The sequence below is a fragment of the Sporosarcina sp. SG10008 genome (genome assembly GCF_044569405.1).
GTDB classification, from domain to species: domain Bacteria; phylum Bacillota; class Bacilli; order Bacillales_A; family Planococcaceae; genus Sporosarcina; species Sporosarcina psychrophila.
The window spans coordinates 3,621,940-3,645,537 of sequence record NZ_CP172607.1; the positions used below are offsets into that span (position 1 = coordinate 3,621,940).

General features: G+C 39.5%; 22 protein-coding genes and 1 tRNA gene. 14 read left to right on the forward strand and 9 right to left on the reverse strand.

Annotated features, from left to right (window positions below):
- The first annotated feature begins 946 nt into the window (after nt 1–946).
- The 6 genes from ACGLYD_RS16965 to ACGLYD_RS16990 all read left to right on the forward strand — a co-directional run bounded on the left by ACGLYD_RS16965 (nt 947) and on the right by ACGLYD_RS16990 (nt 5,567).
- A complete protein-coding gene (locus tag ACGLYD_RS16965; protein WP_399629440.1) occupies nt 947–1,807 on the forward strand; it encodes a hypothetical protein in 861 nt (286 codons plus the stop codon).
- Nucleotides 1,808–2,099: 292 nt separating this feature from the next.
- A complete protein-coding gene (locus tag ACGLYD_RS16970) occupies nt 2,100–2,366 on the forward strand; it encodes a hypothetical protein (protein WP_399629443.1) in 267 nt (88 codons plus the stop codon).
- Between the two features lie 75 nt (nt 2,367–2,441).
- A complete protein-coding gene (locus ACGLYD_RS16975) occupies nt 2,442–4,214 on the forward strand; it encodes an N-6 DNA methylase (protein WP_399629445.1) in 1,773 nt (590 codons plus the stop codon).
- A gap of 20 nt (nt 4,215–4,234) precedes the next feature.
- The gene (locus tag ACGLYD_RS16980; RefSeq protein WP_399629448.1) at nt 4,235–4,549 is read left to right on the forward strand and encodes a DUF2325 domain-containing protein; all 315 of its coding nucleotides are present in this window, start codon (nt 4,235–4,237) and stop codon (nt 4,547–4,549) included.
- A gap of 48 nt (nt 4,550–4,597) precedes the next feature.
- Nucleotides 4,598–4,942, forward strand: a complete 345-nt coding sequence (locus ACGLYD_RS16985) for a helix-turn-helix domain-containing protein (RefSeq protein WP_399629449.1) — start codon at nt 4,598–4,600, stop codon at nt 4,940–4,942.
- A gap of 214 nt (nt 4,943–5,156) precedes the next feature.
- On the forward strand, nt 5,157–5,567 hold the full coding sequence (locus ACGLYD_RS16990) for a hypothetical protein (RefSeq protein WP_399629451.1): 411 nt from the start codon (nt 5,157–5,159) through the stop codon (nt 5,565–5,567).
- A 263-nt stretch (nt 5,568–5,830) separates the two neighbouring features.
- Here the strand turns inward: ACGLYD_RS16990 and ACGLYD_RS16995 are convergent, their stop codons facing one another.
- Nucleotides 5,831–6,223 (reverse strand): hypothetical protein, encoded by a 393-nt coding sequence (locus tag ACGLYD_RS16995; protein ID WP_399629453.1) that lies wholly within the window; start codon nt 6,221–6,223, stop codon nt 5,831–5,833.
- Entirely contained in the window at nt 6,210–7,310 is a 1,101-nt protein-coding gene (locus ACGLYD_RS17000; protein WP_399629454.1) for a tyrosine-type recombinase/integrase, read from the reverse strand. The genes ACGLYD_RS16995 and ACGLYD_RS17000 overlap by 14 nt, the downstream gene beginning before the upstream one ends.
- Nucleotides 7,311–7,676: 366 nt before the next feature.
- Between ACGLYD_RS17000 and ACGLYD_RS17005 the strand changes: the two genes are divergently transcribed.
- A complete protein-coding gene (locus tag ACGLYD_RS17005) occupies nt 7,677–7,973 on the forward strand; it encodes a hypothetical protein (RefSeq protein WP_399629457.1) in 297 nt (98 codons plus the stop codon).
- A gap of 993 nt (nt 7,974–8,966) precedes the next feature.
- On the opposite strand, the gene ACGLYD_RS17010 is transcribed toward ACGLYD_RS17005, so the two are convergent.
- The 3 genes from ACGLYD_RS17010 to ACGLYD_RS17020 form a co-directional block, all read right to left on the reverse strand.
- Complete coding sequence (locus tag ACGLYD_RS17010) at nt 8,967–10,445, reverse strand: hypothetical protein (RefSeq protein ID WP_399629460.1); 1,479 nt, start codon at nt 10,443–10,445, stop codon at nt 8,967–8,969.
- A complete protein-coding gene (locus tag ACGLYD_RS17015) occupies nt 10,442–11,257 on the reverse strand; it encodes a bifunctional DNA primase/polymerase (protein WP_399629463.1) in 816 nt (271 codons plus the stop codon). The genes ACGLYD_RS17010 and ACGLYD_RS17015 overlap by 4 nt, the downstream gene beginning before the upstream one ends.
- A 253-nt stretch (nt 11,258–11,510) precedes the next feature.
- On the reverse strand, nt 11,511–11,690 hold the full coding sequence (locus ACGLYD_RS17020) for a helix-turn-helix domain-containing protein (protein ID WP_399629466.1): 180 nt from the start codon (nt 11,688–11,690) through the stop codon (nt 11,511–11,513).
- Between the two features lie 747 nt (nt 11,691–12,437).
- Between ACGLYD_RS17020 and ACGLYD_RS17025 the strand changes: the two genes are divergently transcribed.
- Nucleotides 12,438–13,628, forward strand: coding sequence for a tyrosine-type recombinase/integrase (locus ACGLYD_RS17025; protein ID WP_399629468.1), 1,191 nt, complete (start codon nt 12,438–12,440; stop codon nt 13,626–13,628).
- Nucleotides 13,629–13,846: 218 nt separating this feature from the next.
- On the opposite strand, the gene ACGLYD_RS17030 is transcribed toward ACGLYD_RS17025, so the two are convergent.
- Nucleotides 13,847–13,919: transfer RNA gene (locus ACGLYD_RS17030), tRNA-Ala, on the reverse strand.
- Between the two features lie 68 nt (nt 13,920–13,987).
- Here ACGLYD_RS17030 and ACGLYD_RS17035 point away from each other — a divergent pair.
- Nucleotides 13,988–15,007, forward strand: coding sequence for a DUF2804 domain-containing protein (locus ACGLYD_RS17035; protein WP_067213330.1), 1,020 nt, complete (start codon nt 13,988–13,990; stop codon nt 15,005–15,007).
- A 288-nt stretch (nt 15,008–15,295) separates the two neighbouring features.
- Nucleotides 15,296–15,766 carry a YusW family protein gene (locus tag ACGLYD_RS17040; RefSeq protein WP_067213334.1) on the forward strand — a complete coding sequence of 157 codons (471 nt, stop codon included), beginning with the start codon at nt 15,296–15,298 and terminating at the stop codon, nt 15,764–15,766.
- A 294-nt stretch (nt 15,767–16,060) separates the two neighbouring features.
- Here the strand turns inward: ACGLYD_RS17040 and ACGLYD_RS17045 are convergent, their stop codons facing one another.
- Together ACGLYD_RS17045 and ACGLYD_RS17050 are read right to left on the reverse strand one after the other, a co-directional pair.
- Nucleotides 16,061–17,890, reverse strand: coding sequence for an ABC transporter ATP-binding protein (locus tag ACGLYD_RS17045; protein WP_067213337.1), 1,830 nt, complete (start codon nt 17,888–17,890; stop codon nt 16,061–16,063).
- Nucleotides 17,871–19,613 carry an ABC transporter ATP-binding protein gene (locus ACGLYD_RS17050; RefSeq protein WP_067213339.1) on the reverse strand — a complete coding sequence of 581 codons (1,743 nt, stop codon included), beginning with the start codon at nt 19,611–19,613 and terminating at the stop codon, nt 17,871–17,873. The genes ACGLYD_RS17045 and ACGLYD_RS17050 overlap by 20 nt, the downstream gene beginning before the upstream one ends.
- A gap of 238 nt (nt 19,614–19,851) precedes the next feature.
- On the opposite strand from ACGLYD_RS17050, the gene ACGLYD_RS17055 reads away from it, so the two are divergent.
- The 4 genes from ACGLYD_RS17055 to ACGLYD_RS17070 are packed head-to-tail and all read left to right on the forward strand — an operon-like array spanning nt 19,852 to nt 22,531.
- Nucleotides 19,852–20,232 carry a GntR family transcriptional regulator gene (locus ACGLYD_RS17055; protein ID WP_399633287.1) on the forward strand — a complete coding sequence of 127 codons (381 nt, stop codon included), beginning with the start codon at nt 19,852–19,854 and terminating at the stop codon, nt 20,230–20,232.
- A complete protein-coding gene (locus ACGLYD_RS17060; protein ID WP_187046056.1) occupies nt 20,219–21,127 on the forward strand; it encodes an ATP-binding cassette domain-containing protein in 909 nt (302 codons plus the stop codon). The genes ACGLYD_RS17055 and ACGLYD_RS17060 overlap by 14 nt, the downstream gene beginning before the upstream one ends.
- Nucleotides 21,099–21,848 (forward strand): hypothetical protein, encoded by a 750-nt coding sequence (locus tag ACGLYD_RS17065; protein ID WP_067213344.1) that lies wholly within the window; start codon nt 21,099–21,101, stop codon nt 21,846–21,848. The genes ACGLYD_RS17060 and ACGLYD_RS17065 overlap by 29 nt, the downstream gene beginning before the upstream one ends.
- Nucleotides 21,848–22,531: a hypothetical protein gene (locus ACGLYD_RS17070; RefSeq protein WP_399629476.1), complete on the forward strand. Its 684-nt coding sequence runs from the start codon at nt 21,848–21,850 to the stop codon at nt 22,529–22,531. Before ACGLYD_RS17065 ends, ACGLYD_RS17070 begins: the two co-directional genes overlap by 1 nt.
- Nucleotides 22,532–22,693: 162 nt before the next feature.
- Here ACGLYD_RS17070 and ACGLYD_RS17075 read toward each other — a convergent pair whose 3' ends face one another.
- Nucleotides 22,694–23,593: a DMT family transporter gene (locus tag ACGLYD_RS17075; protein ID WP_187046057.1), complete on the reverse strand. Its 900-nt coding sequence runs from the start codon at nt 23,591–23,593 to the stop codon at nt 22,694–22,696.
- Between the last annotated feature and the right edge of the window lie 5 nt (nt 23,594–23,598).

Below are 23,598 nucleotides of genomic sequence, written 5' to 3' on the forward strand. Positions count from 1 at the left end.
AAGAAGCAGACGAAAACCCTCCCTGGAAATTCATAGCGGAGGGGGAAGATTTTTTCTGGCCGTGATTTTAACATCTCCTTGATGGCCAGCATTTCGTCCCCAGTGAATTGCCCATGATTAGCATGTGAATCGTTTTTCTAAGTTACGACATTCCCGTATTGTCTTAACTTATACGCAACAATAAGCAACACAACTAAAAAGTGTTATTATGTTTTTTGTTGAAGTCACATTTACTTTTTAATTCTGGACAGTCTTTCAATCCCTCGCACCTTTTCTTCTAAAAAAAGATGAAACCCCTCTTCTTTCTAAACTGCATATCCAAATTCTGATCTTCTTTACCGGTAATAAATAGCCAGTAATCATTTTATCCCCCCCATACGTACTATGTACTTTCGAATATAGATGAATAAATAGACAAATAGGGAATAATGTAGAGCAAGAGATCATAAGCTTTATCCAACTACCAGAAGTCCATTATAAGACCGTTGTATAGTCTATTAAAAAATAACCGTAAATTAATTCTTCTCATTTGGAATTACATTTACAGTTTCAATTCCAATGCACTAACACTCTATGATAATCATCTATCCCACTCTTATTTTTCATTTTCAAAACCAAACTCCCAGTGCAACTATTCGATAAAATTTCTGTCACTTGCGAAACAATTTTAAATATTGTATTCTATATGCAGTATTATTTTATCAATTTCTACTGGCATTTTACTATATATAGAGTTCCGCAAAATGTTATAGCGATTTATATCTGTAATTATTAAATTGAATTTAATTGAACGGGAGTACCCCGAATGGCGTCGGCACAAATTGTGCCCGACACTATTCGGGTTTTTTTGTTCCTTAAAGGAGGGGATGCTTATGTAATTCGTTATTTAGAAATTGCCAGTCGCTACATAATTCCAAGGGAATAATACAACACAGGAGGGGATTTTTTGGGACAAAGTAAGAAGTTAGTATACGTAGCAAGATATCGTCACGGCATGTTAATTGATGAGGAATTTAAAATGGGTGAATTATTAAGAAAAAGGGAAGACTTTTCTAAAGATGAATACTACTGCACCGAATGCGGAGTAGATGTTCTTGCAGTAATAAAAGGGAAATTTCCACATTTTAAAACTAAACAAGGAAAAGATCATTTGGAAGGCTGTTCTTTCGATGAAAGCTTCAACAAAAAACTAAAAGCGTTTGGGGCCAAAATTCCGGATGGAGCTATCATTTTAGATTTTGATCATTTTACCGACGAGACCATTACAAATGGCATTCTTACTAATAGTCCCGATAAAAGTTATTTTTCGGACAAAGAAGCGAATATAACTTCAGGGGTACTGATAGGATCTAATACGGTTCGAATTCGCTCAGCCTCAATACTTGCTAAGCTATTGGTTGAAAAAGTAAATAATAACGCCGTTTTCAAGTATTTTGTTAGACAAAATCAAATCTACATTCTGCCTGGTTATTCTAAGGAATTATTCAACAATACCTTGAATCAGAATACGAAGAATTATATCGTTTTCGATGGTTATCTTGAAACGAATAATCTTGAAGAAGATATCGTGTTAAATAGGGTAAAGCGGGATAATAGTGAGCTAGAAATACACTTACAATTTATGCAACACCGTAAGTCACTATTGAATAAGCGCCTAAGTAAAATCAAAGATAAGTATAACTATAAAAATGTTAAAGTTTTAATTATTGCTCGCGCTCTCGAAGCAAATAAAACAGACAATACGTCTAGTATCATTGCCGAAGTGATTGATTTTACATTACGCTATGACCACGAGTATAAAAAATAAGAGCTATATAAAATGAATGCTCTGCCCAGAGATCAAATGATAGAAACGATGAAATACAACATCTCGAAAATGAATAAGAGGATGTCTCGCAAGTCTAAAAATCGACTTGTGGGACATCCTCTATTTTTATGATTTTCTTTAGATATCCTCCAAAGTTAAGTTTATTTAGTTATATGAATTCAGGAATAACCATAAATAATTAATTGAATTTTGCGATTCAATAGAAGTCATATTAGCCAGACTCCATAGGAGTATGGTTTAATAATTAGTACAGCGAAAGGAGAGAAGCAATATGCAAGTAAATGAGACAATAACTCAGAATGACTACGCTAGGTTCATTGCTATCAAATGGGAATCATATGAAAAAGCTCACAAATTACAAAGCGATTCGTTGGTCCAGATTGATTGGAGCGAATTAAAATTAGTACTTCAACACCTAGTTGAAGTACTAGATTACCAAGAACAGTATTTCAATTCACCTCAATTAAACGACTTTACCGAACCGACTGAAGACGTGGTTACCTACAACCCATTGCCCCGGGAGGATAATGATTACTAAGAAACACCTAACTACCATCATTCATAAGCAGTGAAAAGTACGTTACTTTTTTCAAAAAACAAAGGAGTGAGTCCATTGAATCGCCTATTTATTCAGCTAGAAGATAATGAACTACGAACTTTATTCAAGCTTGCGATACACCGCTTAGTATCCGACAATCCGAAACTTCAAATGGGCTTACACACTAATAATACAAAAGAATCCCAAACTACCTTTATCCAAGTATTAAATAACGCTATTGGATGGGATGCTGAAATCGAAATTCCCATCCAGTACCTAGATGAAGCGTTAAAAAAGACGGATACATCGTTAGAAACCATAACAGAAGAACAGTTTTTCAATGAACAAAAAAAACTAAGTGCACTCAACATGAACATTCCACCAGACAATCAATTTCCCTCGTATTTTTATGACCTTATCAACGAGTTGCGATTCGAAAGTGATAAGTCATCTATTTTAGATTTAGACGGTATTAGTCTTCAGGGCGCATATAAAGCATCATTTCAAGGTAATCCATTCTATGTAGAGACCAATAATCTAAATGATAATTTGAAGTTCCACCTATATAAATATGTATTTCAAAAAAGAAAGTGGACTATCCATCATCGTCAAAATGCGTTTTCTTCTCTTAAAGAAGAAAAAAACTTGAAACGTTTTGACGAAATAATAAACTTACCCGCATTACGTCAAGATGTAACGTTAGATATTGAATTCCTTGAAAGTGACCATGGAAAATATTTTTCTACAAGTGATTATGCTTCACTCCAAATCACGCAATCGCTTGCCTACCTGTCTCATACAGGACGAGCTTTCGTTCTCACTAACGGTAGTCCTCTTCTTCAAAAAGGACGAAGAGAAAAAGTACGAGAAGGATGGATTAATAACAATGAACTCGAAGGTGTTATTGAACTACCCACTGGACTAGTACCCAATATTTCAATTCCATCCTATTTATTAATTTTCAACCGAAGCCCATCCAAAGACTCAAATAATGGGTTACGAGTATTATCCGCAGCACATATCTTCAGCATAACGAAGCGAATACGAAAACTAAATCCTGATGATATTCAAGCTATTGTCAAGCTCTACTTGAGTAAAGGAGAACATCAATATCTAAAGATGGTTACAAATAAGACCCTAGAAGAAAATCAATACAGTTTACTACCCCTACGCTATTTAAAGAACTATGAAGTCCAGTTACCTGGCCAGGAAGTATCATGCATCGATGAAACTAAGTACAAAAATGCTCCATTCATTCCTTTGCATCAACTATGTACAGTGATGGCTGGCTTCAATAAGAAGAGCTCGGGTAATGATACGGATCCAATCAAAATGATAAGTGCCTCAGCACTAAGGGATGGCAGTGTTGATCTCTCTGTTGCCGAAACTGTTCTCGTAGAAAACAGCGACAAAATAGAACGAGCAAAGATTCGCAAACATGACATTCTAGTCGCCTCCCGTGGGCATCAAGTCAAGATTGGTCTTGTCGAGGCGGAACCAACAGACGCTATCTATGCTTCAAATAATTTGTTGATACTCAGGCCTACAACAAGCGTAGACCCATACTTTATTTATGTATATCTTGATAGCCCCTTTGGAAAGTTAGCCTTTGAGAACATCCAAAAAGGGACCACAATCCCAATGGTGACTAAAAGAGATGTTAGTGATATTAGAGTACCTGATGTATCGATCGACATACAAAATACGGTAGCAAACGCTTACCAAGTTGCGATAGAACGTTACAGAGATATCCTTAAAAAAGCAGATATTGAATTAAACGAGACAAAGACTACTATCTATTCAAAGTTAGGACTCCTAGACATTTTGAAGACACAAGGGACTAAATAAAAATTGAGGAGGAATTAATCATGAAAATGACCATTACAATTATTGGCGGATCCCAGACAGCAACATACGAAAAGGTTGGACAGAAGTTCGGCTGCAACGTTCTCTTTCATAACGGCAAAACACGAAACGGTGCCACAAAAAAAGAATTCAAGCCACTTGTTCAAAAAGCCGACTGCGTAGTTGTATTACTCGGTGCATGCAGCCATATCACAATGGAAACAGTCAAGGCACTCTGCAAGCATCACCACGTTAACATTGCATTCCATCGTGGGATGGGGGCAACTGGTGCTATAACATGCGGTCTACAGTCATTGGAAGTCGCCGACGTATTATAATCACATTTCTTTAAAAAGATGCAATTTGAATATACGGAGGTGAAGAATTTGAAAAAAAGAAAGTTAACAGACCCCACTTTATTAATTCACGCTCATCCAGATCTTTATGAAACATTCTACGGACCTCTATCTATACACGGAAACGTCATATTCTATTTGCGTCATCAAAAAGGCTTTACACAAGAACAATTGGCCGAACTAGCAAAAGTCGAAAAGAAACTGATTCCCTCAATCGAAGGCGGCGTAAATCTAATTGATCAAAGCGTGTACAGTAAAGTGTATCGGGCTTTGGGAGTAAGTAAAAAGGAAGTAGCCAAATGGATACTTACATTTGAGGCTGAGTCTTTATCTATAAGAAACTCACAAAAGGAGTGTTTAGAGGATGAAGAATAGAACAAAAATATACCCACTGCTATTCTGCGGGATGTGCCAAAAGCATATTCCGCTAAGCAACACCTACAATCTTTGGGAAGAGGATATATACTGCGATACTTGTTTTGATAAATACATTGAACTCATTTCCGGTAAGAATATTCCTATATATTCAAAAAATGAGTACACTTACTTTATAGAAACTATTGATTATTTATAGGAGGCGGCAGCTATCATGTTTAACAATTTCTTATGGTTTCTAAATGCAAAATATCAACATGATCAACAAAGAGGGATAGGATTATCCGGTTTTATTGGTATTGTATTAGTCATATTTGTACTTTGGAAATGGAATACGATTTTTTATCCCCTACTCGAAAAGATAGGTGTCATTAAATTCGCCAATCGGATTGGGCTCATTCATGAAAATCCACTATTAACAATTGTCATGGTGTTTGTTTTTATTATGATTCTTCTCATATCATTTTTATTGATAATGGGATTAATGACATTAATCGTTCCCTTGCTTCTAGTGTTAGCTTTTCCTTTCGTAATGATTTTCTCATTAATCACAAGTAACTACTCAAAACCGAAAAACAAGAAAGCCAACAACCTGTCAAAGGATTCACACATACAAAATGAATGAATGAGGTAATTCAGTGACCCTGATTAATTTTTCTGTAATTACATTTAATAGGTAAAGCATATCTTTATTAAGGAGGCATATACATGCTTTTTTACCATCTACAACATTCTTATAAATTGTTTAGATTATCGTTCTTCGGTATGCTTGTTTGCCTGATTGGTTTTATCACAATCCAATTCCTTAAATAATATAGAATAGACATTCATCGATTGATGCAAACTATTGAAAATCAGTCTTTATATACAGATTAGAAGAAACTCATTTCAACTATCAAAATGAGTTTTTTCTTCATCCAAATTATTAAATCGATTTGACATATCAACGTTGAGAGGTGCCTCGACAGTTACAGTCCATGATTCATAATGCGTTGATAAGGCCAGCCGACTGAACTTGTAGGGGGTAACAGTCGGCATGAATACCTCTGCTACCTCTCGTAGTGCTTCTTTGAAAGGCAAATCTGCCGGTATGTCAGGAGCACGATAAGCAACGTAATGTACCTTATCCCGTTCACTGTAACTTGCACTAACCACTTCTTGCGCCATTCTTGGTGCTTTTTCTTGCGCTTTTCGTCTCCACACACCAATCAATTCACTTAACCTCTTTTTCTCACTTTCAAGAAATTTAATTTCCTCTTTTAAATGTTCAAGTTCTTGCATCCTCATTGTCCTCCTTTAAATAGACCATTGCCAAATGATATCGATTTTTCCCATGCCCTATTTCTGAATGAATTAGGTCCATTTTCTTTTTCATATCTGCAAATACTTTTTGATCTGCATCCGTAAAAATACTGTAGTTTGCAAGTTTTCCACCACTCATATTTTCTAATACACGTTTCATCATTTTCCATTCCAAATCTGTCATTAGTTGATCAGCTCGTTCGCGCGCATAGCGATGACGAAAGCCATGCGTTCCACGACCATTCTGCTTAACACCTACCTTCTTACATGCATCTCGAACGGCAGAACGTAAACTATCGGATGTCATTTTGATAAGAGGGTCCTTTCCATCTTTCCCTTGTAGCATTTGTTCAAGGCGTTGCGTAAATCTTTCGGATACAGGTATATACCTAAATCGTCCTCCCTTAGTGATACCAGCCCCTTCTCCCCTCTTTACTTCCAAGAAATAACTATCCCCCTTTTTCGTAAATTGCTCGACTCGGACATTGGCTGCTTCTCTTACACGCAGACCCATTTCACGCATCAATTCAATACCCCCTCTTGCCCCTTCAGTCGCGTTTTTCAAAATCTGTTCATACTCTTCATCAGTGTATGAACGGTTTTGTACCTGGGGAGCTTTGTACGCTACCAAACGCTTTTTCGGTATGAATACAACCTGTCTATATCTTAATCGTGCCTGACGTGCATTAAACCCTTTCTGGAGCTGTGACAATGCTGTTTCGACATTTCGTATGTGTCCGTCACTCAATGCTCTTTTTTGCATGTCATCAATATAGGCGGCATAATGATTTATCGTGAAAGATTGCATCTGATTAATTCCATATCGATCATGTACAAACGCAATGAAATTTCTACTTGCGCTTGTAGCATGGCGCATCTGATTGTAAGAATGAATTCCTGTACTTCCTATTTTTCGCGCCTTCTTTTTCGATTGATTAATCTTATCGATTTCTTTCAATGCTAATTTCATTTGTACGGTTGCTTTTTGTCGGCCTAATACAGCACGTTCAGAGCGCTTTTTATTTTTATTATTTCGATTAGCACTTTGGTAGTTTTCCTTATTCATTACCGTAATCTCCTTTCATTTGTTATAAGAGAATTGATTTCACATTTAGTATATAAGTGAATTGAAAGCACCACTTATATATGAAACGCAGTCTTATTGGGCTTTACAAGAGTTTTCCGCATAAGGCGGGGGTATTAAAGCTAGTACTTTGTGTATGAAATATACATGCATTTTCATGCAATTTAACGCTTATCCAAGCTGGACGGTATCGACTTCACTTATCTCATTTGAGAGGTGAAATGTGCAACTTAGTTGCAACGATTTCCGGTTAGGAAATCGGATACCTCAAACGATAATCTTGTCTCTATCATCGCGACGAATATCTGTCTAATGATATTCGATTTCATTTGCAGGGAAGCGTTCCTAATGAACGTGACCCTAGCAATCCGACTTGATATTCCTGAGGGACTGACTTCACTAACAGATCGCCCTTTTGCTTGTGAAGGTTTCTATATCGATTTTCTAACAACCTTGCTCGATGATCCTGCAAGGTTGGCTCCGCAAAAGACTCGTCCTATTGTTTGCGAAAATTTTCATGTCAGTTTTTCAACAATCCTGTTCGACAGTCCTGCAGGGCTGACTTCACTAACAGACCTTCCTTTTGCTTGCGAAGGTTTTTATGTTAATTTTCAACAACCTTACTTGGTGATCCTGCAAGATTGACTTCGTAAACGGCTTTTTCCCTTGTTTGCGAAGATTTCTATGTTGGTTTCCTAACAATCCTGCTTGATTGTCCTACAGGCTGACTTCACAAACAGAATGTCCATTTGTTTATGAAGATTTTTGCATTCGTCTTCGATGATTAGCCACAAATCACTTGTCTAAAGCTGGCCCGATTGGCTCGCATTTCAGATTTATGATGTATTATTCTCTACAAAATTTTCTATCATTTCATTTCCTCCTCCATTTTTAATAGTTATAATTCCTTCCCACGCGTTTCTATTGTTTTTCATTCCTACACCCTCCCATGCTTTTCTCGCCTTTTTTGAGAACGCAAAAAAGCCTTTGGGTAAATTGATTGCATAGCAAATAAAGAATACATGCTATGAAACACAATTAGCCCAAAGGCTTCAAATAGTCGTCACCGCAGAATCACACCGAAAGGAGGATTTGCAAAAAAGGTAAAGTAAAATAATATGACTTAATTATAACGAAACTACAATCAAAAGACAATTATTGTATTCGAACTTCCGCTCTAGCTTTCTTCTAGGCCTCACTCAATTCACTATATTTCCAAATAATTGAGTCCAGTGTTTGATGAACAGTATAAGTAGATGGTTTTGTACAGACATTGTCGGTTGAAATTTTTTATGAAGAAACAGGTATCGCTGCCTATCGCAAACATATCAGAAATCGTTATCAATCAATGTAAATGAAACTTGAAACATATTTGTAAACTTGGGCTTTCTAACTTTTATTACACAAATTTTAAATTTTCATGGTGCTGTACTGATTTTCCAACTACCGGTTACGCTTTATTAGATTTTCAATTAATTTAATGTAATCATCGTAACTATCGTAGCAGACCTCGATACCGTACCTTCCCAAAGGTACGATATTACTTAACTTTATCGTAATCTGGCAAAGTGATATCGTATCCACTATCGTCACCTTAAAATGTTAGACCGATAAGCTTAGTGACGATAATATTTATGGTTACGTTATTTTACTTAATCTTTCTAATTTCATTGTCTTGGTTTTTCTGTTTTCCCATTCTATATAAAGAATGTTCTTCTTCTTTAGTGCGGGATTTATTCTCCTTAATCTATTCCTAACTTTTCTTGGTGTTGGCCACTCTTTACTTTTCCTTGTCTCACCATCTGTGTAATTTGCAGCTTGTTCTACTAATTGCGTCGCATTCCCAACCCATACAGAATTTTTTTCCACTAATTCCACTATCGCTAGTGCAAATGGATCTAATTCAATCCCCTGATCAATAGCCTGTTCTCTGTTTCTATCGTAAATGTCGATAAACTCTCTTTCGTTCCAACCCAAAGCCTTTTCTGCCGCAGTCATCCACAGTGCAAAATCGGCCAATCGAGGTTTATTATCAAGTTTTGTCGTTGGGAATTCTTTGATTGCTTTACTTACTACTTCGCATAACGCTCCTAAAACTCTTGAATGTTTTATATGAAATTGTTCCCATAGTTCTTTTTCATCATTCCGCTCAGAATCAGAAATGGATGGGAGATTAATAATTATTGAACGATCTAATAGGTCATGACGTTCCGCAATATCCTCAATACCATTTAAAATAGTAGGACGCATACTATTAAATACCACTTCTTCATCATCGCTATGAAGTTTTCTTGTGGCTAATCCACCACCAGTGGATAACTTACATAAAGCGTCGCTTGTCGCCGCTGAAAATCCGCTTAAATTGTCAAACGCCAATATCCATGTATGCTTAGCCGCAATCGACAAATCTCGCTCATCTTTCGGCAATCCTCTTAATGGTAGTTGTGATGGATCTATAATCGACCTTAAAATTTTAGTTGTTGTTGACTTAGCAGCTCCCTGTTCCCCTTGAATTGTGAGGATTGGGAATGGACTGTTTTCCTTGAACGTCGCCAGTAGCCATGCAATTATTAATTTAAAGTTGTCTTCATCCTTATAGTTGATGAATTGCTTCAACTCTTCAACACTACCGCCTACAACTGGTATCGGAAGTGATTTCATTGTTTTAGAACGGCTAAAATGTACGGGAGAATCGACTAACAATCTCCATCCATTCGAATCTATTTGAACTACTTGCCAATCCGAATTACATAAATCCAAAAAGATACTATCGTCTATTTCAGCAATTCTTGTATGCACAGTTTCTCTTTTACCGTGAAACTGAGCCCTTACTTCAAGTACCATAAGAGCATCTTCCATTGCTTGTCCACCTGGCGCTTTATCTGTTGTGATATTTAGATATCTACTAGTAAGTATTAATCTTAGCGTTTTTGAACGAATAGGCCATACTTCAAAATGATTTCCGACTCTAACTTTTGCAAAGGAATCACCTAGTTCATTGTGAAATAACTCCATATCAGAAGCTAAACCTACTAACACTTGAGATTGTGTTTTCTTTTCTTTCGCATCATTCGTTATAGCATCATCATATTCATTCATTGCATCTTCAATCGTCACGTTCGCCTCACTCCCCTTCTCTCAATCTCTTTTTTCAAAATACTTTTGAAGGTTCTTTCTATCGCTTCAATCGATTGGGGAGGATTACAACGGTCATTCCACAATAATAATAATTCGTATGCTACTTTTGAAGCAACACCGCGTCGTAATAAATGCCCAACTAATGAGGCGGCAGCGTTATTTCGATTACCAGTTTCGACACCTTTTATAATGCCAACCCAGTAGTCTTCAGACTTCCTGAGACAATTTCCATTCGGTTCTTTTACCAAGTCAATAAGCCAATTGGGAGCGGCGGCAATTGGAGTTTCTATCGGTCTACTACATAGCTCCCATTCATAGTCCCTACCGCTGATGTGATTTGAAGGAGATACAACTATATATCCGCCATCTCCCCTAACATCTATTCCCGGAAAAAGTGCTACCTTGTTCTTTATACCTTCACAATGTTTAAATAAATAATGGCTACCAAAGCTACCTGTGACCGCCACTACTGTTTCTGGTAGTGGTTCATGTAACTCAATAAGTTCCTCTAAAGAATCTGGTCCATCACCTTTAATATCAATATCTAAAACAAAAAAACCACTTTTCTCCCCAGTTGCTATTCCAATATTTGCATTTGGCCACTTGTTCCACCATATTTTTACTACCTGTAAATCCGTCGTGGCAGATTTAACTCCATTGTATGTTTTAGGATGCTTTCCTGAAGATGAACAATGATCATTTCCACAGCTGCAAATTCCATCCACCATTGAATGAACTGGAAATACTGGCCACTTAAGCAACTCTACATATGCCAATGCGGCTTTTAACATTGATTTCTTCCCATACTTCATTCTTTAAAGACCACCATTCTAATAGAAAATTATATTATTAAGTATTAAATGTCGTTTGTATTAAAGGGAGGCCACTAGAATATCAACCTCCCACCCAAATTGCATAAGGCATGTGATGCTTGTTATACTTATAGTGCGGAATTCATTTCGGCCTTACGTCATTGCAGTGACGATAGGCTTTTTTACTTTTTCACTCTAAATTTCCCAATCGCTTATTTACAGAACATGTTTCTTATAATGAATGGTGTTGTCCTCCACCCAGCCACGCTTCAATGGTTCCACGATGGAAAACGATAGATGAACGTATTCGTACATGAGGGATTTGCTGTTCACGTACCATTGTGTAAATAGTAGTGGTGGAAACTCCGATTAATTCTGCAATCTCTTTAACATTCAAGGTAACTTTACACATCAATTACTCACCTCACTTTCTTGGCAATAAAATCCTTTCATAAACGAAGAACGGCGTTAGCGCGTCGCAAACAATGTTCTGGTTAATTCACCACCATTCTTAATGATTTTGAAACCTGTTTATTCGTTACACCTCGACTGCGGAGTATTCCAAAAAAACATGAAAATACCCCACTCAAGACATGAAAAGGTTCACGCAGGGCGCGAATTCATGTTTTCAGTGGGGTACTCCCATTTAAGTTGTATTTAATTAAATTAATTGTAGCATTGTATTTTATCATCGACAAGCAAATATTATAATAAAAAAAATCTATAACTAAATAACCTCCCCTATAAATGTAGAGTAGTATCAATTGATTCGGATATTAGAAATTCACTTTCTCTCGTTTTTATCACATAAACTAAACTGGTATTTCTATAAGTACAAAATGACACTGAAATTTGTATTCACATCAAATGAGCTAAACTTGTTGACCAATACCGACAAGTTCTTCCGAATCACACACCTTTTTAAATGTTCTGTCACTACGTTTACTTTAGGCCCCCCTTTGTATATGCTATCTTAATAGTAAACCAACCTAGAAATCGAAATCCTAGCTACTATTGTTAGGAATAATCCTGACATCCTGTTATTGAGAAAGCAAGAGTACTCATGATAACCCTAAACAAATCATATTCGATTACATCTTCAGTTGAAGGGGCAAATAAAAATCGCATAGAAATTTGTAATTAAGAGGAGTGAATAGACATGGCCAACATTCAACAACGCGGGGACAACTCTTACTTTTTCACTATAAGCCTCGGGAAAGGTGCTGACGGGAAATACAATAGAGCCACAAAAACCATTACAGTTACCGACAAAATGACTCCTAAGCGACTGAAAGAGTACCTGGATCATGAGTATTTAAAATTCAAACAAGAAGCCCGCTCTGATTCGTATATCGCGCCTGGTAAGATGACCTTTGTTTCCTTCGTAGAGGATTGGAAAGAAAAATACGCATTCAAAGAATTATCCGAAACGACAATTACAAACCATCTTTCTATATTAAAAATCCACATACTACCAGGAATCGGTCACTGGCAAATAAGCGATATAAATCAATCCTTGCTAGTTGATTTACTTCACAACTTGAAAAGGCAAGATGGTTCTGAACGACCGCTTGCCGTTACCTCACAACAAAGCGTATATACAACGTTGAAGAGTATATTCAAATATGCAAAACAATTAAGGGTAATCAAAGAAGATCCGACGGAAGGTGTAAACAAACCGAAAAATAACAAGGTAGTTGAAAGAGAATTGAACGTGTACTCACTCGAAGAAGTCACCGTTCTTTTGGATCTCTTACAGGAAGAGGATGCCCACTGGAGGATGTTCATGACCCTTGCCCTCGTAGCTGGACTTAGGCGCGGTGAAGCATTGGGGTTGGAATGGAGTAAAGTTGACTTGGACAAGGGTGTCATTGACATTTCTCAAACAATCGTAAATACCCGTAATGGTCCACTCATTAAATCGCCTAAGACGAAAACGTCTAAACGGCTGATATCACTGCCCCCTTCAGTCGTTAGCGATTTAAGGGAATATAGACTCGAAAGTATGAAGGACCGCCTAATAATGGGCGATCGATGGACTGAGTATGAAAGAGAATGGGTATTCTGCACTGAAGACGGAACACACTTCTACCCAACCACCCCTACAACTTGGTGGAGTCGTTTCACTGAGAGAGTAGGAATTAGATACATCCGTTTACATGATCTGCGTCACACGTCTGTGACATTGTTAATCGCCCAGGGGATACACGCAAAAATCATATCTGAAAGGTCCGGCCATTCCAGTATCAGAATAACCATGGATACTTATGGACATGTTTTACGAACCGCTGACGAAGAAGCAGGAAATACTTTCGAGGGATTGTTCAGTAATAAATCTAGAAGCAAATAAAAGAACGGTGAAGATTGTCAGTTTTATACCGATACCCTTCCCGTTCTTTTTCTTTTTAATTATCATTGTTTACTGTCGTTTACAATAGCTTATTACACCATTTTACATCAAATTTACATCAACGGTCACTTTATCACCTTTTAACGACATGAAATAATGGTTTCCAAAAACAAAAAGAACCCATATACATCAAGGGTTCTTAGCGTTTTATTACTATATGGAGCATAGGGGGCTCGAACCCCTGACCTTCACACTGCCAGCGTGACACTCTCCCAGCTGAGCTAATGCCCCGTATCTTTGATACAATAAGAAGTATAGCAAGATGATTTGAAAAAGACAATAGGCAGGGGGAAGTCTATATGCAGCATGCAGAAAGAGAAATTACCGAACCCGTTGCGTTATGTGACAACAAAGGGTTATTGAATCCAGAAGCAATCGGCTTCGCACGTCAGCCTTTCATCCAGAGCAATCTCAAGAACCACTTCATGCGGAAGAAGAAGTGGAATTATTGGTGTGTGTACGGGGAAGATTTGTTATTTTCCGCAACGATTAGCCATCTTGATTATGCAGCTGTCTGCTTTGTCTATATTTTAAATTATGAAACGCAGCGATTTTATGAAAAGCAAATAACGATTCCAATTGGGCGCAATGTGAAGATGCCTGAAAACGTGTTGGATGGCGTTAAATTCGTGAATGATAATCTAACTGTCCAGATCATACATATTCAAGGCGAAACCCATCTGTCCGTGACAATCCCAGACTTTGATAATGAAGTACTACATGCAGATTTCCATATTGGTCATCCAATTAACGATGAATCATTGAATGTTGTTATACCCAGGAGCAGGGACGTTTTCCAGTTCACAGCTAAGCATCATTCATTACCAACATCCGGGTTCGTTAAAATCGGGGACAAACGGTACGATTTCAATCCAGATTATAGTTTTGCTGTTCTCGATTACGGCAGAGGTATCTGGCCGCGAAAAGCAGAATGGAACTGGGCGATGGCATCTCAGCGTCTTGGTGGTCGTCGCATTGGACTTAATTTCGGTGGTAAATGGACGGATGGGACAGGCATGACTGAAAACGCGGTGTTTGTTGATGGTTTGATGACTAAAATTCATGAGGATGTTCTATTTACATATGATAATAAAAACTTCATGATGCCTTGGAAAATTCGAACGAAGTTTTCAGATACAGTCAACATAACATTTACACCTTTTTTTGAACGTGTTTCCATGACCAATGTCCGGTTAGTACGCACGGAGGTCCATCAAGTTGTCGGTTACTTCAACGGAACAGTACGCTTACATGACGGCTCCACCCTACAAATCCGCAACATGCTTGGCACCTCGGAAGAACATATCGCGAAATGGTAACTAACACAATTATATTTGCACATTATACATTACTTTTACTAACCGGCTAAAATGCCGGTTTTTTTATACGATAAAAAAGTAAAATTGTATTTCACCTGGAGCAGTGGGTAGGGATTGAACTACATCCCCACTCTCTGCAACAGGGAAACACTAATTTAAACTACCTTCCTTTAGTTTAACGCCCTCCAGCGCTTACGCTTTTCTTATTTGTACAAGTATTTTGTTTAGAAAGTGGATTTTAAGGCAAAATAATAGATAAGACAATGAATCCGAAAGGCAGTGAGTATTTTGAGAAAATTGAATGCTGTAGGTACAATCGTAATTACAGGTGCATTGCTGATGGGCGGATGCGGCAACTTCGGGAAAAATGCCGATAAGCCAAACCGTGAAGAAGCAATTATTATTAATGAAGATGAGAAAGCTGGCGGATCCATCGAAACCGGTAATGGATTCGGTTTTTCGTCATTCGATCTTGAAATCGATGTCGATGGTAAAGATGCAATTGATGCTGATTACGATGTGACCGAAAAAGCAGATGCAGATTATGAAAATAAACTGAAGAATATCAAACTAAAAGATAATAAAGCTATGGATGAGCTTAGTAAAATGTTTATAGAAATTCGTATCACAAAAGATACACCCCAACAAGAAGTGATTGATAAGATTCTCCAATGGTATGGTTTGGATACTTACTCAAAGTTTGACCTTGATGTTGATTTTGACGATGGTACGTTGCTCGATATTGAAGACGTAAAATAATAAAAATAAGGCTACAAGGATTTAATGTCCTTGTAGCCTTTTATTGTGCCGCTTCCGCTTTTCTAGACTGTCCAGACTACAGCGCCTAGCTCGCTGTGGAAAAGATGAAAGACCCATAAGACAAAGGGCGGCTTCCGGGTCTTTCCCTTTTTCCTTCACGAGCTACACAGGCGCTTGCGCTTTTCTATACTGTCCAGACTACAGCGGCCAAACGCTCGGGTCATAAGTCGTTCCAGATATGCGGCAAAGTACGCCGCTCCGCCGGCACGCCTTATGCAGGCCGCTTGCGCTTTTCTATACTTTCGATTCTAGCAACATGTTGTAAAATACACCTTGTTGTTCAATCAATTCTTCTTGGCTTCCGGATTCTATCAGTTTCCCTTGCTCCATGACATAAACGGTATCGGCTTTCCGTACGGTATTCAGTCTATGCGCAATAACAAAACTAGTTCTGCCTTCCATAAGGCGATCGAGTGCTTCTTGGATTTCTAGCTCTGTAACTGTATCGATACTACTTGTGGCTTCATCAAGAAGGAGTAGTACTGGATCTGCAACGAGTGCTCTTGCAATTGACAGCAACTGCTTCTGCCCTTGTGAGATCTCGCCGCCATCTGCCGTCAATATAGTCTCATAGCCATCTTCCAGCCGACTAATGAAACTATGCGCATTGGCCTGTTTTGCCGCCTGAATGACTTCTTCATCTGTCGCATCAAGTTTTCCATAACGAATATTTTCAAGGACTGTTGCTTCGAACAGAAATGGATCTTGCAAGACAAATGCCGTTTGGCTACGAAGCGTTTGCCGCGGCAACTTGCTAATCGGGATACCGTCGATATAGATTACTCCTTTATCAACTTCATAGAACCTAGCAAGCAACTGCATAATTGTGGTCTTCCCTGCGCCCGTGGCCCCGACAAATGCCGCTGTTTCCCCCACCTTCACACGAAATGATAAATTGTCAATTGTATAGCCATCGGTTTCGACTGCATAACCAAAGGAAACATCTCGGAACTCAACGTCCCCCTTGAGGATCATATCCGTATATTCCGTCGCTTCATCCTTCTCGACTGGTTCATCCATAATCTTAAAGACTCGCTCTGCTCCAGCTATTGCCGATAGCACTGTGTTAAATTGGTTTGCAAGATCATTAAGTGGACGTGTGAACTGCCGTGCAAATTCAGAGAAAATGACGATTGTCCCCACCGTTATAACACCGTCCCCTCTTAACGCAAGCAATCCACCCACCCCTGCAATAACCGCAAAACTCGCGTTGTTCAACAGATTCATTACTTTGGGGATAAAACCTGAGTAGGTCAACGCCCAAAAACCCGTTCGTCGAAGTCGCTCACTCTTCTGCGCAAACTCTTCCATTACACGTTCTTCCTGCGAGAATGCTTTGACAATGCGCTGGCCAGAAATCGTTTCTTCAATCATGCCGTTTAACTCGCCCACTGCTTGCTGCTGTTCTTTAAATAAAGGTCCCGTACGGCGCGTAATCCACCGAATCGCTACGAACATCACTGGAACAATGATCATCGTGAGTAGTGTCAATAACGGGCTTAAGTAAAGCATGACCCCAAGCGTCCCGGTTAGTGTCAAGATGCTCGAAAATACTTGGATGAAAGACGAGTTCAGTGTTTGGCTAACGTTTTCAATATCATTGGTAATTCGGCTCATCAGTTCACCGTGCTGCCGTTTATCAAAAAATGTGACTGGCAGCTTTTGAAGATGAGCAAACAAACTCGTCCGTAAACGAAAAACGGTTTGTTGTGCGACGCCAACCATCCAATAGTTTTGAAAATACATCGCTAGTGATAAGCCTACATAGATAGTGATAAGCCACCCGATACTGCCGCCTAAACCCGCGAACTTCATCGGAATAATATAATGGTCAATAATTTTACCAATCATCAATGGCCCAAGCAGCGCCAGGACTGAACTGACAAAAACAAGCGTGAGCACAGCAATGAGTAGCCCCCGCTGTTCATCGACAAGTTGCCAAATCCGGAAAAGAACTGATTTCCAGTTACTCGCACGTTCTTTTTTCTTCTTCCCAGTACCATTAATATCTTCCTTCGATAGAATCGGCTCGTAGCCGAACGGTTTACGAATTGCGCGTAACATCGGCTGCCACCTCCTCATCGGATTGGGATTCCGCAATTTTCTGATACAGTGCGGACTGCTCCATCAAGTCGTCATGTGTTCCATAGCCGACGACTTGTCCTTCATCTAAAAGGAGGATTTTATCAGCCCCTTGTGCGGTTCGGATTTTCTGTGTGACAACGAGCATCGTCGCTTCTTCCCCTTCAAGCGCATCCCATAGCGCCGTTTCCGTTTTCACGTCAAGTGCACTTGTGCTGTCATCGAGAATCAAGATAGATGGTTTCCGAACGAGCGCCCTTGCTATGGATAATCGTTGTTTCTGACCACCCGATAAGTTGACGCCTTTCTGTCCGACCCTTGTGCCATACTTTAACGGGAACAGATCAATCGATTCATGGATTTGTGCTTTTTTAGCCGCCTCTTCCAGTTCGTCGACATCCGCCTCCATATCGCCCCACGATAAGTTATCCAAAATCGACCCTGTAAATAAAATCGATTGCTGCGGTACGAGTCCAATCGTATCCCTCAAATCTTTCAACGGCCAATCCTCTACTTCTGTTCCACTAACATAGATCTTCCCTTGTGTTTTTTCAAAAATACGTGGAATAAGATTGAGTAATGTAGATTTTCCAGACCCTGTTGCCCCCATAATGGCGAGCTTTTCTCCCGGTGAAACATGGAATGACACGTTATCTAAAATCGGTTCCAGCTTACCTGGATATATGAACGACACGTTGTCGAATTTCAAATCACCTTCATTGCGTAACAGTCCTGTACTTTCCGAACTATGGAGTTCCAAGTCTTCATTCGCAAGCAGAACTTCTTCCATCCGTTCAGAAGATGCTTTTGCACGCGAGAATGCCACAATGATGAATGAGAACATCGAGAACGCACCTGTCATGCGCATTGCATAGTTAACAATCGCTACTAGTTCCCCCACCTGCGCGCCGCCATCACGCACTTCAATAGCTCCGAACCATAGTACAGCCATCAAACTTGCGTTCATAACAAACAACAGGATTGGCAAGATTAGTTCCATCATCCGCATCGCTTTTACCGTATCTTTTCTTAACAGATCAGATACTTTTGAGAAGCGACTCGCTTCATAAGCCCCACGTAAAAACGCTTTAATAAGTCGTACAGCCTGTAAATTTTCTTGGATAACACGGTTTACTCGGTCAAGCCTGTGCTGGACATGCGAAAAATAACTGACCCCTTTTTTCGCCATGAAATAAAGAAAGATCAGCAGAAACGGAGCCCCAACTACAAGAAATAATGCTAGTTTCACATTGACGAAAAAAGCCATAATTAAACTTCCAATTACGAGTAATGGTGCACGCATCATAATCCGAAGTCCCATAAATAGGACGTTTTGAGCCATCGTGACGTCACTCGTCAACCGTGTGATGAGTCCCGATGTCGGGAACCGAAGAAATGTCGCCATGGTAAACGCTTGTACTTGACGAAACAATGCCTGTCGTAGATCAAATCCAAAACTTTGCGCCGCATGTGCAGCAAAGAATGAATTAATGACCCCCGAAAAAAAAGCCACAAACGCCAGCGCCATCATCACGCTTCCCCACGTCCAAATAACAGCCTCATTTCCAGCCATAATGCCATCGTCGATAATTTTAGCGATGAGCAACGGCTGAATTAGCTCTACAGATAATTCCAGTAACATAAGAAATAACGCAATAACGATTGGCCATTTATATGGCCAGGCATATGAAAAAACTGTTTTCATCTTTTTGACCCCCAAAAACTCTTTCGTTTCACGAATTACTTCTCGATAGAACTTATTATGACACAGCGACCCAATTGTGTATAGCCAATTCGACTGAATTGTAGGTTATCTTAAAATTGATTGATGTTGACTACAAGTGATCACATTTCATGTATGAGTTGTATTTCATTTCCAATTAACGTATAGTACATTACAACAGTAATGCACTAACGATTAGGAGGTGCCACCGGTGCTTAACATGGACGGCTCGAAACCAATTTACGTCCAAATTGCGGAGTGGATTGAAACGGAAATAATTGACCGCACCCTTTCCCCCGATGAAAAAGTCTATTCACAATACCAACTCGCGGAAATCTTCACTATTAATCCAGCAACGGCTGGCAAAGGACTTACGTTATTGCTCGAAGCGGAAGTTGTCTACAAGCGACGCGGCCTAGGAATGTTTGTCGAGCCTGATGCTCGCGACAAACTACTGTCTAAACGCAAAGAAGATACTCTGCGGAGACTTATTCGGGAATTGCTCAATGAAGCTACACTTCTTGGTGTCGACGATTCACATCTGCTGTCAATGATTGAAGCAGAGCGAGGAAAAAGGGGGAACAAACATGACGGTAATTGAATTTATTGATGTAACGAAAACTTATGGTAGTCGTACTGTGTTGAATAAGATGAATTTCAGCATTCGACAAGGTGTTCTTACGGGAATCATTGGACGTAATGGTGTCGGGAAATCTACGCTGATGAAAATCGTTGTAGGACATACTCAAGCTACGTCTGGAGATGTCCATGTTTTTTCAGTCAATCCATTCAACAGTTTGAAAGTGTCTGCGAATTCTATTCTTGTTGATGACTCAATGAGTTTTTCGGACAAACTGACGTTGAAGGGTATTCTGAAAGAGGCAGGTCGTTTCTATCCGAACTGGGATGGACCACTTGCACAGCGATTGTTCGATCATTTCAGCTTTCATTCGAATGCTCGGCAGATGGATCTTTCTAAAGGGAAGAAAAGTACATTCAATGCCATTATCGGTCTTGCCTCCCATTGTCCACTGACGATTTTTGATGAACCAACCACTGGTATGGATACAGTCGCACGGAAAGACTTTTACCGTGCATTACTAAAAGATTATATTGCCCATCCACGGACTATTTTAGTATCTAGCCATCACCTTGAGGAGATAGAAGACTTGCTTGAAGATATTCTATTAATTCACAATAAAACCGCCCTTTTTCACGGTCCTACAACGGATTTGCAAGGGATGTTCGTCAGCTTAATTGGGAAAGAAGAAAAAATAAGTACCTTTATTGCGGATAGAGAAATTTTCAGCAGCCAGATAAATGGTTCTTTCAGTGAAATACTCGTCAAAAACACTTTCACTTCTGATGAAAAAGTAAAGCTACACACACAAGACATCCAACTAGTCCCTGTCTCGGCGGATGATGCATATGTTGCACTGACAACCGGAACAAAAGGAGGAATCGATCATGTATTTAACGGAACCCCGGCTGACTGATGTCGTAAAAAAACAATTTCTTCATAAATTGAATGCCTATACTGGTGTCTTTAGTTCACTTCTTGTTATGCAACTGATTGGTATTTTTTTAGGTTTTGGAACCGGAAGTGGTGGTTCCACTTCCGGGGGTACACTGACAGTAGACTATAGTTCTTCAACCGGAGATATGCCCGTTGTCTTCACACTTCTCTGGGCGTTTTCAATGGGCATCCTTGTCACTACATTAGCTTATCGTAACGATGCTTTTTCTTTCGTATCCAATCGACTTAGCCACAATATATCCAGCTTTCTGTTTTTACTGTTCGCGTCCGTCATCGCCGGTACCCTAGCAACCCTTGCAGGTTCAATCATTAAGTTCATCTCTTTATTTCAAAGTAATCCTTTGTTCACCGAAACATCGGGACTGTTCAGTTCTCCAATCGACTTTTTCACCATGGTCCTAACTTCGGTTCTTTACACCGTGCTGTTTGCAAGTTTGGGTTATGTAGTGGGTTCATTCATCCAGCTCAGCAAGTTCGTTCTCCCCCTCTTAATTGCAGCAATCGTTGTGATTCCGCTACTCCAATTAAATATAGGCGGGCTTGACCTGATTGCAAGTATTGTTTCTTTCTTTGGTACTGAAACATCGTTACTATTTTTCCTTTTGAAAATAATCGTAACAGTTATCATGCTTTTCGCCATTTCCATAGGCGTTACAACTAAAACGGAGGTGAGGAAATAATGTCCGGTCTTTTATCTCTCATCTTTATAGCCTTAATTATCTGGTACTTCTTGCAAGAAAGAAAAAAACCAACACGGCAGATAAATAAAAAGTGGACGTATGTTTTTTTGGTAACATATGCAGTCATTTTAATCATTGCGGCGATTTCCGTAGAACTAGTTGACAGTAAATCATTTACCACTCAACCGAAAGCGAAATCAAATGAATACCTTAATCTTCTAACGAGCGCTATACAAAACGGGGATATTGAGTCCATTGATTCTTCCAATATTCTCGACAAAAGAACGCAGATAATAGGAGATATACTCCTTATGAACGCACAAGGCTATGAAATCAATTCAACAATTATTGTAGAACGTAAAAGTGAAAATGATGGATTAATTGAAGAAACACTCATTAAGCCCCTTCTTCTGTTGGACGATTACGATTTCTCAAACCAACTTAAATACAAAATACCAGAATGGACAACAGACTCGGTCACGTTCCTAGAACCACCCCTTACCGAAATAACCTATACCACTTATCAGGAAGCCTATCTGTTAAGTCAGTTCACACATACATCCCGACAAAGGAATAATTCTCACCACACTTCGGAGCGCCAGATTGCTGTACATCTGCTAGTTCCAAAAGATTTGATCATCACCGCAGACGAACATCTTTACATCAACTACATCAATGAATAAGAAAAGCGCAAGACGCCGTTTAGCCCCGAAAAGCGCTGGAATTCTTGAGGATAAAGGCGTATTATGCCTTTTCAGCAAGACTGAAGCAACTCGAAGTAACTTATACTTTTTACCTTTAACAAAAGGACCGGCCCCCCAACGGGAACCGGTCCTTCTACTATTCTATGTTTTTGCCCTACTACCCGCAACCGACAGCCAAGTCACCCCGATAAGCATAATTATCGCCCCTGTCAATTGCCACATGCCAAGTACCTGACCGAACCAGATAACGGAAATAACCATTGCTGTCAGCGGTTCAAAGCTCGACAATATGCTCACTTCCACTGGTGATATGTATTTCATGCTACTCATGAATAAAATAAAGGCAACGGTTCCTACGATAATGACGAGGAGGAGCATGCCCGCTATAGTCCAATCTGCTAAATAGTCCAAGTGGGTCACAACTGTCAATGGATTCAAAACGAAAAGCGTTATCCCCCCTATAATCATCCCCCAGCCAATGGATAGCAAAACCCCCCATTCCTGCATCAGCCGGACGGGATATAACGTGTAAAACGAGAAGGCAAAACCAAGCGCAAGTCCCCAAAAAACAGCAACTTTACTCATTGCAAAACCAGCAAACGATCCGTCAGTCAATAGGAGGAGTAATCCTACTAATGTCACGAACATTCCAAGCACCTGCACGATCGGTGGCCAGGTCTTTTGTGACGCTGTTACAAATATGATAATAAAAATCGGTGCCAAGAACTGAAATAATGTCGCAATTACTGCATTACTCGTATTAATGGACGCGGCAAATGTGTATTGGACCCCGAGCATGCCAAATACTCCGAAAAGAAGAAGTTGGCGTGCCCATACTTTTTGTCTCCATGGAAGAGTGATGCGCTTCCCCTGCATCTTCAGCATAGCTAGTAAAAATGAGCCTGCGAGTAGGAGGCGAACTGTCAGCATGAAGGAAACTGACATCTCACTGTGTAGCAACATCCATTCCATCATAGGACCCGTTGCCCCCCAAAGTACCGCACCTGAAACAATTAGGGCAATGCCTTTTAATCTATCCATGTCTT